The following is a 13,400-nucleotide window of genomic DNA, read 5'->3' on the forward strand; positions in this document are numbered from 1 at the left end:
AACCTTCTAACTATGAATTAATCGATAATAATGACCCTTTTTCATTAATAGTTCTTCATGGGTACCTACTTCAATGATGCTACCTTCATTCATCACAATAATTTGATCCATTTCTTTCATCCAATGTAAGCGATGTGTAGCCAAAAACACTAATTTACCAGAGAATAACTGCAGCATTGTTTGTTTTAATTCAAACTCAGTTTCAATATCAAGATGACTAGTAGGTTCGTCTAACAAAAGGATCGGACGATTTTCTAGATAAGCTCTAGCGAGCGCGACGCGTTGACTTTGCCCCCCGCTTAACGCTCTTCCACCTTCACCTATTTTTTCTTCTAATCCTTTTGGTAATTCTTCTATTAAAGATGTTAATCCAGCTTGAACAGCTGCATTTTCAATTTCTTCTGTAGTAGCATTAGGTTTATAGAAGCTTATATTATCATTTAATGATTTTGAGAAAATATAAGGACTTTGTGGAATATAGATTAACTGTTTATGCCAATCTTGTATTTGCAGATGTGAAACCTCTTCACCAGAAATATGGATAGTCCCGTTTGCTGGCTCTAAAAATCCACCTATTAAATCAATAAGCGTCGACTTACCAGAACCACTTTCTCCAACAATCCCGATTTTATGAAACCCTTTAATACTCATATCTATATTCTTTAAGATCGTTTGACCATCTTTTTCGGGTTTTACTGATATATCATTAAACTTAATTTCGCTAGCATGATTCCAATCTGAGATCGGGGCAATTTCTTGAACCTTAAATTCTTGCTCATCTAAAATATCCTGCATTGCTTTACCAGCTTCTTGACCATTTAATGTAGCATGATAATCTGCTCCAACCTCTCGAACAGGTAAGAAATATTCAGGAGCTAAAATTAAAATTGTTAGAGCTGGGCCTAATAAAATTACTCCGTCAATCAAACGAAGTCCTAAAAAAACTGCAACTGTAGCGATTGATAGCATTGTGAATAAATCTAGTGCAAAGGATGATAAAAAAGCTACTTTTAATGTGCCCATCGTTGCTTCTCTGTATCTTTCACTTACACTTTCTATCTTTTTAATATGTTTTCTACTTAATCCTAAAAATTTTAATGTTTCCAGACCACGTAATGAATCAGTAAAATGGTTCGATAATATACGGTAAGCCTTCCATTGTTTATTTGATTTCTTTTTAGCTGCCAAACCGAGTAAAATCATAAAAATAATAATGATTGGAAATGTTACGATTAGTATTAGTGCAGAAACCTTATCAACAAAGAAAATATAGATTACGATTACTGGTGAGACAATTGCTAAGTTAATCATTTTCATTGGAACAATTTCTAGGTAATTTCTTAGTTGTGTAGTTCCTTCCATAATAAGCGTTACAATATTACCTGTACCTGATTTCCTTGCAAATCTAGGTCCAAGTTTAAAAAGCTTTTCTAAAACTTTCATTTTCATTTCGGATGAAGCAATATCTGCAAAATGCTCTGAACATTTCTGCTTTATAGTCGAAATAATATAACGACAGATAAATGCAAGGATGAAGAAAATAGTAGCGTATAAAATATCGCTACTATTTTTTCCATTGAACAATCTGACAATAGCTTGTGAAAGCATATATGCCTGAATAATAATTGCCGTTACTTGTATAATTGTTAAAAAAGATAGGATCATTAATAAACGATTTATCCCTTTATATTTAATAAGATCTTTTCCCATTAATAAGTCAAATCCTTCTCATCCACTCTTTTTCTAAACACATAATAACTCCAAATTTGGTAACCTAATACGAATGGTAATAATGTACATGCAACTATTGTCATTACTTTTAACGAATAAGGACCAGATGAAGCATTATAAACAGTTAAATCATACGTACTTTTGATAGAACTAATCATGACTCTTGGGAACAGAGATGTAAACATTGTCCCGACTGTTAGTACAATCCCAAGTCCTGTCATCGTAAATGACCAGCCATCTCTTTTCTTAAAAATGAATATTGTAGCAAGAATATAACTTACTACGATTAATAAAATTAGCGGAACTGTTATTTGTGCTTTTACTTTAAACATATCCGTTTCAAAAAATGCCATGCCAGTAAATGCAACTAAGAAAAGGAATACTGGTATGATCACCATACGTGCTAGAGAACGTGCACGGTTTCTTAATTCTCCAACCGTTTTTAAAGTTAAAAACATTAATCCGTGTAACAGGCATAGTAATGTTACCGTTACACCGCCTACTACTGTGAATAAATTTACATAATCTGTAAAACCAGCAGAGATATTCATATTTTTATCGATTGGCATTCCTCTAAGGATACTTGAGAATAAGACTCCGAATAAAAATGGTGGTAATAAACTACCGAAGAAAATTACCCAATCCCAAGCTTTTGCCCATTTGGAACTTTCAACTTTTCCTCTAAATTCAAATGCAACACCACGTCCGATTAATGCCATTAGTACAAATACAAACGGAATATAGTATCCACTAAACATCGTTGCATACCAATTTGGGAATGCTGCAAATATTGCTCCACCTGCCGTTAATAACCATACTTCATTTGCGTCCCAAAACGGTCCAATTGTATTTATTAAAATTCTTCTTTCAGTATCATTTTTGGCTAGTAGCTTTGTAGATATACCTACACCAAAATCGAAGCCTTCTAAGAAGAAAAACCCAATAAATAAAACTGCTACAAGTAAAAACCATAATTCATTTAACTCAATCATACAATGGTAGCCTCCCTTTCAAACGGATCGACCGTAGGAACTTTTTCAGTTTCAACATCATGGTGTGTTCCTTTTTTAATTTCTTTCACAAACAAGTAAACTAAAACAGCTGCTAAAATTGCATACATTGTTGTAAAAGTTGTGATTGAAAAAATTAGTGATCCTTTTGAAACATTTGGTGATACAGATGCAGCAGTAGTCATTAAACCAAATACAGTCCATGGTTGGCGTCCTATTTCCGTCATAACCCATCCAGCTGTATTTGCAATGAACGGTAAAGAAATTAATAAAATTGATGCCTTTAAAAATAGATTTTTTGATTCTAATTTTTTACGATAGCTAAAATATAAACCTAGCATCGACATTAAAATCATAACCATTCCTGCTCCTGCCATAATTCTAAAGCTCCAGAAGGTTGTATTAACTGGTGGAATATAATTTCCAGGACCATATAATTTCTCGTATTGCTTTTGTAACGTATTCATACCAGGTACTTTACCTTCAAACTTCTCATAAGCTAGATAACTTAATAAATATGGTACTTCTACCTCGTATTTATTTTCTTTCTTTTTTGAATCAATTAGACCAAAGACCATCCAACTTGCAGGGTCACCGCTGTCTTTCCATAGACCTTCACTTGCAGCCATTTTCATCGGCTGTGTTTTCATTAAATGCTTCGCTTGAGAATGTCCACTAAATGCAACACCAATTCCTGCAATTAGTGCGAACACCATTGCAAGATTAAACGCTTTTTTAAATAATTCCGTTTCCTGTTTTTTTAAGATTTTATACGCACTTACACCAGCAACAAATAATGCTCCAGTTGCTAATGCCCCAGCAATTGTGTGAGGAAACTCAACTTTAAGCTGTGGATTTGTTATGATTGCTAAGAAGTCGGTCATTTCTGCACGACCATTTTTAATCGCAAAGCCTACTGGCTCCTGCATGAAAGAATTGGCTGCTAAAATCCAAAACGCAGACATTACAGTTCCGAAAGCAACTAACCAAATGCACATTAAATGAATTTTTTTATTAAGTTTTTCCCAACCAAATATCCAAATTCCTAAAAATGTAGACTCCATAAAAAATGCTAAAAGTGCTTCAATTGCAAGTGGTGCTCCAAATACATCCCCTACAAAACGGGAATATTCAGACCAGTTCATACCGAACTGAAACTCCTGGATAATACCTGTCACAACACCAACCGCAAAATTAATTAAAAATAAGTGCCCAAAGAATTTTGTTAACTTTTTATAAGCCTCGTTATTTCGAAAAACATACAATGTTTCCATAATTGCAACCATAAATACTAAACCTATTGAAAGTGGCACAAATAAAAAATGGAAAATTGTAGTCGAACCAAATTGTATTCTTGCAAGCTCTAATACACTCACAGTACATCCCCCTTAGGATAAAAATCATTTCAAAAAAATTTTCATTAAGTCCGAGCAAAACTTTGAACATTTTTTCACAAATAATTCATTAAGTAAATTTTAGAGAACCACTCAATGGTACTCCTGTTACTTATAGTTTACTTTTCCAAAGGGGTTTTTGACTTAATCTTATTTGTCTAAATCGTGTCTATAAATTGTCTATTTTGTGACATGATTCACAATTACTGTTTAAGTTAATTTTTTATGATAAAATAATCGTCACTTTTTTATTCCTTAGCTTTGAGGTGATTAAACGAAAAAAACATTATTGAAAACAACACCATATTGGCATTTTTTCAATAATGTTCTGGTTAAACAAAAAGGCAGTTCATTAATTAAGATAAAAATACTGCACCATAAACAAGTGCCCCTCCAATTACATATGCAGGGTGAATTTTCCAACGTTCTAAAAATAACAGGGAAAGTACGCTAATAATAATTGTTTGTGTTACACCTACCCCATTATATGAATCGTTAAAAAAGTCAAAGGCCATAATGCCAAGTAAAACGGCGATTAAAGGCCTAACTAGTGAAGTCATCTTTTTGACTTTTGGTGAATTTTTATGCTTCATTAATATACTTAATAAAGCAATCATCAAGATTAGAGAGGGTGCGATTGATGCGAATAATCCGACAAAGGAGCCAAATACGCCTCCCTCAACATATCCGATATATCCAGCCATCTTTGTAGCAATCGGTCCTGGGAGGGCATTGCCCAGTGCAAGTACGTTACTAAATTCAACTGAAGTTAACCATCCATACTTATCAACAACTTCATTTTCAATAAGAGGGATCGAAGCTGGTCCTCCTCCGTATCCGAATATACCTGGTAAGAAAAATGCTAAAAATATTTTCCAATAAATCATGATGCCTTCACCTTCTTCTTCTTTTCATTTTTGCTTTTAGAGAAAAAGGCATATCCAACTAAACATCCAATTAAGATAGCAGGATGTACATTTAAAAAGTATAAAAGGATAAAACTAGCAACCACGATCAAACTAGTGATTTTCCAGCCAAGAGATTCTTTCGATTTCTCAATAAATTCCCATGTTAAAGTTGCTAACATTACTCCCACTACTGGAACAACTGCATTCGACATGCCTTGTACCCAGGCAACACCTTTAAAGTGATTTAGTGTTGATAATAGTAGCATAAGTAGGAAAACAGTCGGTAGAGTTGTTGCGATGATGGCATTTAACATACCTACTACGCCACCTGTTCTCCAACCTACATATCCTGCAAGCTTTGTTGCGATTGGTCCTGGAAGAGCATTTGCGATTGCTAGTACATCTGAAAAGTCATCTTTATTTAGCCATTTATACTTGTCGACAACCTCAGTGTGGATTAGTGGTATAGAAGAAGGACCTCCTCCGTAACCTAGCATTCCTACTCTAAAAAAAGCTAAAAAAAGTTTCCATTGATTTATCATTGAATCATTCCTTTACCAAACTGCAATTGCGCCATCTGTTCTAGATTCTGTTCCCCCCATTAGCACCCCAGTCTTAGGATTGCGCCAAATAATTTGACCCCTTCCGAAACTACTACAATCTGTAGCCACTTGAATTTGATGGCCTTTTCTTGCGAGTGCCTGGGCAAGGTGATTTGGAAAATGCGGTTCTACGACCACTTTTTTTCCTTCCATCCACTGCCATCTAGGTGCATCTAATGTACTTTGAGGATTTAAGTGGAAATCCACAGTATTCATCACAACCTGTGCATGACCTTGTGGCTGCATATATCCTCCCATTACGCCAAATGGTCCTACCGCTTCACCATCTTTTGTTAAAAATCCTGGAATTATTGTGTGATATGTTCTTTTACCAGGCTTAAGTGCATTAGAATGCTCCGGATTTAAAGTAAAATCATGACCTCTATTTTGAAGAGCAATTCCTGTATCAGGAATTACGATCCCTGAACCAAATCCCATATAGTTACTTTGAATAAAGGAAACCATATTCCCCTCGCCATCAGCAGTCGCTAAATAAACTGTGCCACCTTTTGGAGGAGTATAGTTTTCTGGCTCTATTGCTTTTTCACAAATTAATTCTCGTCGTGACCCTGCATATTCTTCTGATAATAGCTCATCTATATTAATGTCCATATGCTCAGAATCTGTAATAAACGATTTTCCATCAGTAAAAGCTAGTTTCATAGCCTCTATTTGCTTATGATATGTATCGACATCATCTTTTGTAGAAAAGTTAAAACCTTTTGCAATGTTTAATGTCATTAAAGCTACCAAACCTTGCCCATTCGGCGGAATTTCCCAAACATCGTATCCACGATAATTTGTCGAGATTGGGTTCACCCATTCTACTTTATATTCACTTAAGTCCTCTGAACTAAGGTATCCGTTATGTTCTTTCATAAAGGAAACGATTTTTTCTGCCAAGTTACCGCGATAAAAACTCTCAGCATTGGTTGCACCGATTTCACGTAATGTTTCTGCATGTGCTTTTGATGACCACAGTTCGCCAATCTCTGGTGCACGATCATTTGGAGCGAATGTTTTGAACCACTCATCAAATTCAGGTGAAGTAAATTGCTTTTTAAACTTTTCGTATGCTATATTCCAAAACTTCCCTAAAATCGGCGAAAGTGGGAAGCCTTCTTCTGCAAGCGTAATAGCCGGTTGTAAAACCTCTTCTAATGGTAATTTACCAAAACGTTTTGATAATGCAGCCCATGCAGCAGGTACTCCAGGCACTGTAACTGGAATAACCCCATGAGTTGGCATCTTTTCAAGTCCTTGTTCTTTTAGCTTTTCAATCGAAATTGATTTTGGAGCAGGACCACTACCGTTTAACCCATGTAGTTCCCCATTTACCCAAACTAGTGCAAAGGCGTCTCCACCAATACCATTTGAAGTTGGTTCAACTACCGTTAAAGCAGCAGCTGTGGCGATTGCAGCATCGATTGCGTTACCACCTTTTTTTAAAATATCTAACCCCGCTTGCGCCGCTAAAGGTTGTGAAGTAGCTACCATTCCATTTTTTCCAAATGTCGTATGGCGTTGTGCTGAATATGGGTTATTTAAATGATCAAACTGCATCTGTATCTTCTCCTTTAAGCATCTACATGGTGACATGCAACAAAATGATTTTCTTCAATTTCCTTCCACTCTGGTTTTACTTGCCCACAAAGCTCTGTTGCTAGTGGACAACGAGTACGGAATGTACAACCTGAAGGTGGGTTTGCTGGATTTGGAATTTCTCCTGTCAAACGAATTTTCTCAGATCTTTTTCCTACCTTTGGACGTGGAATCGCAGATAGTAACGCCTTTGTATAAGGATGTAGTGGGTTATTATATAGCTTGTCAGCAGGAGCAAGCTCAACTGTATTTCCTAAGTACATTACTAAAACTCGATCACAGAAATATCGTACAACTCCTAAATCATGCGAGATAAATAAATAAGTTAGATTATATTTTGCTTGTAATGATTTTAATAGTTTTAATACTTGTGCTTGTACAGACACATCAAGTGCTGAAACTGCCTCGTCACAAATAATTAACGATGGGTTAAGCGCAATCGCTCGTGCAATTCCTATTCGTTGACGCTGTCCACCACTAAATTCATGAGGATATCGATCATAATGATCTTCATTTAAACCTACCTCACGAAGTAAACCGATTACTTTCTCTTTTCGTTCTTGTTTTGATAGATTCGTATGGATGACAAATACCTCTTCCAAGGCATCTCCAATTCTCTGTCTTGGATTTAATGAAGCATATGGATCCTGGAAAATCATTTGCATTTCTTTCTTAAAATCATTTCGACTCTTATTGGATAAATGTTGGATTTCTGTATCTTTAAAAAATACTTTTCCGTCAGTAATTTCTTCAAGTCCTAAAATCGTTTTTCCCAATGTAGATTTACCGCAACCTGATTCACCTACAACACCTAAACTTTCACCTTCTAATAATGTTAAACTTACTTCTTCAACTGCTTTGACGTGACCTTGAACTTTTTTTAATAAGCCTCCACGAATCGGATAATATTTTTTAACATTTCGTAGCTCTAATAAAGATTTACTTTTTGTTAGAGTCATATCGCATCCTCCTCACTAAGCCAACATTTAACTGTGTGTCCATCCTTTATTTTAAATTCTTTAGGGACTTCAACTTTGCAACGTGCTAATGCATGTTCACAACGTGGATGAAAACGGCAGCCAGTTATTTGTTCATTTAGGCTCGGTGTCGAACCTGGGATTGCTTCTAATTCAAAATCGGGATCATCTACATTTGGTACAGAGCTTAATAATCCCCTAGTATATGGATGACTTGGATGATTAAAAATCTCTTCAACTGGACCTTCTTCTATCTTTTCTCCTGCATACATAACCATCACTTTATCAGCAATTTCAGCTACGACTCCCATATCATGTGTAACCATGATGACACCCATTCCGAGTTGTTCTTGTAGCTCATGGATTAAATCTAATATTTGAGATTGAATCGTAACATCAAGTGCAGTCGTTGGCTCATCTGCAATTAAGAGTCCAGGTGTACAAGCTAATGAAATAGCAATCATAACCCTTTGCCTCATCCCACCACTTAACTCATGGGGATATTGAGTCATTCTTTTTTCAGGATATGGAATCCCGACTTGCTTTAAGAGTTCAATTCCCTTTTGATTTGCTTCTTGTTTAGAAAGCTTTTGGTGGATCATAAGTGGCTCGCGTAGCTGATAACCAATTGTGATTACCGGGTTTAATGCAGTCATCGGCTCTTGAAAAATCATCGATATTTTATTGCCTCTTATTTTTCTTAATTCATCAGTTGTTAACTTAGTTAAATCAGTTCCTTCTAATTGAATTGAACCGCTTTTTATTGATCCATTACTTGGCAATAATCCCATAATAGATAATGAAGTAATACTTTTTCCGCAACCTGATTCGCCAACTATACATAAGGTTTCACTTTTATTAACTGAAAAGGATATGTTTCGAACAGCCGGGATTTCTCCATCAGCTGTTCGAAACGTTGTTACTAAATTATTTACAGATAGAAGCTCTGTTGACATACTATTACCTACTCTCTGTGTACGTTGTATAATGACCATTGGCCAGTAGGATCAATTTCAATACCTTTCACCGATTGATCAACGGCAGATGTTACTACACCTTGATTCATAACGATTACAGGAGCATCTTTTACTAATAATTCATTTGCTTCTTTTAATTTTTCTTTTCGTGCATTTTGGTCAATCGTTTGACGAGATTCATTAACTAACTGATCAAATTGCTTATTACTATATGAAATTCGGTTTGATGATCCAACGTTGTCTGAGTGGAAGTTTGGATATAATAATTCACTACCATCCGCTGTACTATTTGCCCATCCTAAGAACGTTACATCGTATTGACCTTTCGTTGCTGCATCTAAGAAAGTTCCCCATTCCATCGTTTCAAGCTTAACTTTCAGACCAATTTCCGTCATTTGAGATTGAGCAATTTCAGCCATTTTCATATACATATCTCGATTTGGTACTAGCATCTTTACTTCTTTTCCTTCAAATCCATTATCTTTAATCAGCTTTTTAGCTTTTTCTAAATCATAAGAATAGCCCACTTTTTCTTCAGATTGATCATATCCGAAAACTTTTGGTCCAATTACACTATTACCTTCTACACCTAATCCATTTAGCTGATTAATATATGCTTTACGATCTAATCCATAAGCTACTGCTTGACGGAATGCTAAATTATTCATTGGTGCTTTTTTCATGTTAAATCCTAAATAATAAACAGGTGTTCCTTCTGCTTTTGTCACTTTTACATTTTTAATTGATTCTAGACGCTTAATTTGTTCAGATGGAAGAGCATCAATAAATTGTACTTTTCCTGTTTGTAGCATTGAAATTGCTGTGGAAACTTCAGGTACTACTTTAAAAGTAACCTTTTTCAATTTAGGTGCACCATTCCAATAATCTTTGTTTGCCTCAAGAACGATTTGGTCACCAGGTGTCCAGCTAACAAACTTAAATGGCCCAGTTCCTACAGGTGTTTTCATTAAATCACTATTTTTATCTGCCTCAGGGCTTACGATTGAAGCAGCAGTATGAGCAAGTGCAGCTAATAGTGGTCCATATGGATATTTCGTTTTAATTTCTACTTTATAATCATCAATTACATTAACTGATTGAATTGGTTCTAATAATGAAGCACGAGGAGCAGCAGTTTTTGGATCACGGAATTTATCAAATGTGTATTTTACTGCTTCTGCGTTAAAATCTGTTCCGTCTTGAAACTTAACCCCTTTTTTTAATGTAATTTCCCAAGTTTTATCATCTGGATTCGTATAAGATTCTGCTAATAAAGGTTCGATTTCCATTGTTTTTGGATTTCTTTTAAATAAAGTTTCATAAACTTGCATGATGACATTAGCTGATACAGAATCATTTGTTAAGATTGGTGACAAACCTACTACATCTGATGTTGAAGCATATGTAAGTTCTTGCGAAACATTAGCGCTATTTGATCCAGTTGTTTTACTAGAACATCCAGCAAGAAGTAGAATTGCACTAATTATGATAACCATCCATTTTTTCATTTACCCATCTCCTCAGTCATTAATATTCATATTTGGATCTAAAGCATCTCTTAATCCATCACCTACGACATTAAAAGAGAAAACGATCAGCATAATTGCGATCCCTGGTACGATTGTCATATGTGGGGAAGAAAACATATAATCTTGCCCCCCGGAGATCATTGATCCCCATTCGGCTGTTGGTGGTTGTGCACCAAGACCTAAATAACTTAATGATGCCGTTGATAAAATAGCAGTAGCCATTCTCATTGTGGCAAAAACTATGATTGGTGCCATACAGTTTGGTAAAATATGCTTCACCATAATTCTTAAATTACTTGCACCTAAAGTCTTCATTGCTTGTATGTATTCTTGCTTCTTAATAGATAAAACCGAACCACGAACAATTCTTGCACATGAAGGAATGGACCAAATACTAATCGCAACTGCTACATTTACTAGACTTGTCCCAAGAATTGCGATAATTAGCATGGCTAGTAAAATTCCAGGAAAAGCAAATAATAAATCTACTATTCTCATAAGCAAGCCATCTAGTTTTGAAAAATAGCCAGCTAGCATGCCTATTGTAATACCACCAATTAAACCAAGAATCACTGCACTGAATCCAACAACGAGTGATACTCTTGATCCGAATACAATTCGGCTCCACATATCTCGACCATAATTATCTGTACCTAACCAATGTCCACTTGAGAATAATGGCAGTTCTGTTGATGCTAAATTTTGTTTAATCGGATCGTGGATCGTAATTAGTGGTGCAAATAATGCCATTAAAATTTGTAAAATAATAATGATTAATCCAAAAACAGCTAATCTATTTTTGATTAAACGTTTAAACGTTTGGATAATAAATTTTTCTTTCTTTTTTGTACTAGCTTGCTTTGCACTTATATTATTAATGACAACTTCTGTAGACAAAATCCTTCCTCCCTTCTAGCCGATTAATCGTAGCTAATTCTCGGATCGATAAATACATATAAAATATCAACAAGTAAATTCACGATTACAAACAAAGATGCTACAAGTAATACTGCCCCTTGAACCATTGGAAAATCTCTAGCTGCAATTGCATCGATCATAAGTCTGCCGACACCGTTAATCGCAAATACTTGTTCTGTAATGATTGTTCCTCCAAGAAGAAATCCGAAGTTTAAACCAATAACAGTTATGACTGGAATCATCGAGTTTTTTAAAGCATGAATCCAAACAATTGATTTTTCTTTTACACCTTTCGCTCTTGCAGTTCGTATGTAATCAGCTCGAATTACCTCTAACATAGATGAACGACTCATTCTTGCAATCATTGCAGCCGAGGCAGTTCCAAGTGCAATGGAAGGTAAAATGATTTGCTTAAATCCTTCTACCGTCCAAATTGGTGAATCGAGTCCTCCAACGGGAAGAATTTGTAGATTAACTCCGAAAATAAGAATAAGGATGGCACCTAGCCAAAAATTAGGTACTGAAATACCTGCAAGGGCTATTATTGTACTTGATACATCCATCCACGAGTTTTGCTTAAGTGCAGAGACAATTCCAGTTATTACCCCGATTATTACTGCTACTACCATGCTCGCGATTGCTAAACTTAAAGTATTAGGAAAACGGATTGAAATTGCCTCTGCAACCGACTGTTTCGTTTGAAAGGAATATCCTAAATCCCCATGTAATACGCCTGATAAATAATGCCAATATTGGACAAAAAACGAGTCGTTCAGTCCCAAACTTTCTCGGATGGCATTTAAATCAGCTTTTGTTGCTGTAGGTCCGCCAATGATTGCAGCTGGGTCACCAGGTGCTAAATGCATAGAAGCAAAGACTAAAAAGGAGATACCTAGCAATAATAAAAACAATTGAAACAACCTTCTTAATATGAGTGACGCCATCTTTCCACCTACTCCACTTGTAAGTATATTAACTAAAATTACATACGTTTGTTAACCTTAATCACCGTATAACCTAACAATGTAAATTTTAATTATTTCCGATTATACCCCCGGTAGACAGAATATTCTATAATTTTATGAATTTTTACAAAAAATAGTAAAAAAAGACGAGGGATTACCAATCCCTCGCCATGACAACTATAATTTTAAGCCATTTCTACTCTTAAATCTTCGTAATAAAATATGACTTTCTACCCTTGTTATTCCTTCTAAAGCATATAATTCATTATTTATAAATTGTTCTAAGCTGACAAAGTCATCAACTAATACATGCATATGTAAAGTGCTTGGACCTGTCATTTGATAACAACTCGCTACAACAGGATTATCTGCAAGTGCTTCGGCTACGACTACTAAATAAGCTGGTTCACAATCTACTTCAAAGAATGCAGATACACCTTTACCTATTTTTTCTGAATTAATAACTACTGAGAATCTCTCAATAACCCCGTTTTTTATTAATTGGTTCACACGTTCACGGATCGAAACTCTTGATAAATTAAGTTCTTTTCCAATATCGGCGTATGACATTCGACCATTTTTTGTGAGCATCTCTAGAATTTTTTTATCGATGTCAGTTAGTTTCATTTATTCACCACTTTTCTATTAAATGAAAACGCTTCCTTATTTTTTTATATTTTATAGTAAAATAGAAAGTATTAAGCGCTCATGATGTACGAATATCAGATTAACCACGTTAAAATTTTAACGATAATTCCCTTACAATGTAAAGGGATTCTATACATTT

The 13,400-nt window shown here is 35.2% G+C and carries 12 protein-coding genes; all 12 read right to left on the reverse strand.

Annotation, left to right across the window (positions count from 1 at the left end; all coding sequences use genetic code 11):
• Positions 1–6: 6 nt before the first annotated feature.
• Positions 7–1,710, reverse strand: a complete 1,704-nt coding sequence (gene cydD / locus BED47_RS18590) for a thiol reductant ABC exporter subunit CydD (protein WP_069034895.1) — start codon at positions 1,708–1,710, stop codon at positions 7–9.
• Positions 1,710–2,723: a cytochrome d ubiquinol oxidase subunit II gene (gene cydB / locus BED47_RS18595; RefSeq protein WP_069034896.1), complete on the reverse strand. Its 1,014-nt coding sequence runs from the start codon at positions 2,721–2,723 to the stop codon at positions 1,710–1,712. The genes cydD and cydB overlap by 1 nt, the downstream gene beginning before the upstream one ends.
• Complete coding sequence (locus tag BED47_RS18600; RefSeq protein ID WP_069034897.1) at positions 2,720–4,117, reverse strand: cytochrome ubiquinol oxidase subunit I; 1,398 nt, start codon at positions 4,115–4,117, stop codon at positions 2,720–2,722. Before BED47_RS18600 ends, cydB begins: the two co-directional genes overlap by 4 nt.
• Before the next feature lie 374 nt (positions 4,118–4,491).
• A complete protein-coding gene (locus tag BED47_RS18605) occupies positions 4,492–5,022 on the reverse strand; it encodes a chromate transporter (protein WP_069034898.1) in 531 nt (176 codons plus the stop codon).
• Entirely contained in the window at positions 5,019–5,582 is a 564-nt protein-coding gene (locus BED47_RS18610; protein ID WP_069034998.1) for a chromate transporter, read from the reverse strand. The genes BED47_RS18605 and BED47_RS18610 overlap by 4 nt, the downstream gene beginning before the upstream one ends.
• A gap of 15 nt (positions 5,583–5,597) precedes the next feature.
• Positions 5,598–7,208: a gamma-glutamyltransferase gene (gene ggt / locus BED47_RS18615; protein ID WP_069034899.1), complete on the reverse strand. Its 1,611-nt coding sequence runs from the start codon at positions 7,206–7,208 to the stop codon at positions 5,598–5,600.
• Between the two features lie 14 nt (positions 7,209–7,222).
• Positions 7,223–8,206 carry an ABC transporter ATP-binding protein gene (locus BED47_RS18620; protein ID WP_069034900.1) on the reverse strand — a complete coding sequence of 328 codons (984 nt, stop codon included), beginning with the start codon at positions 8,204–8,206 and terminating at the stop codon, positions 7,223–7,225.
• A complete protein-coding gene (locus BED47_RS18625; protein WP_069034901.1) occupies positions 8,203–9,180 on the reverse strand; it encodes an ABC transporter ATP-binding protein in 978 nt (325 codons plus the stop codon). Before BED47_RS18625 ends, BED47_RS18620 begins: the two co-directional genes overlap by 4 nt.
• Before the next feature lie 8 nt (positions 9,181–9,188).
• Entirely contained in the window at positions 9,189–10,709 is a 1,521-nt protein-coding gene (locus BED47_RS18630) for a glutathione ABC transporter substrate-binding protein (RefSeq protein WP_069034902.1), read from the reverse strand.
• Positions 10,710–10,721: 12 nt separating this feature from the next.
• Positions 10,722–11,627 carry an ABC transporter permease gene (locus BED47_RS18635; RefSeq protein WP_254664623.1) on the reverse strand — a complete coding sequence of 302 codons (906 nt, stop codon included), beginning with the start codon at positions 11,625–11,627 and terminating at the stop codon, positions 10,722–10,724.
• A gap of 23 nt (positions 11,628–11,650) precedes the next feature.
• Complete coding sequence (gene nikB, locus BED47_RS18640; RefSeq protein WP_069034903.1) at positions 11,651–12,592, reverse strand: nickel ABC transporter permease; 942 nt, start codon at positions 12,590–12,592, stop codon at positions 11,651–11,653.
• A gap of 198 nt (positions 12,593–12,790) precedes the next feature.
• Positions 12,791–13,240 (reverse strand): Lrp/AsnC family transcriptional regulator, encoded by a 450-nt coding sequence (locus tag BED47_RS18645; RefSeq protein WP_069034904.1) that lies wholly within the window; start codon positions 13,238–13,240, stop codon positions 12,791–12,793.
• Positions 13,241–13,400: the final 160 nt, after the last annotated feature.

It is taken from the genome of Gottfriedia luciferensis, assembly GCF_001712755.1.
GTDB classification, from domain to species: Bacteria; Bacillota; Bacilli; order Bacillales; family Bacillaceae_G; genus Gottfriedia; species Gottfriedia luciferensis_B.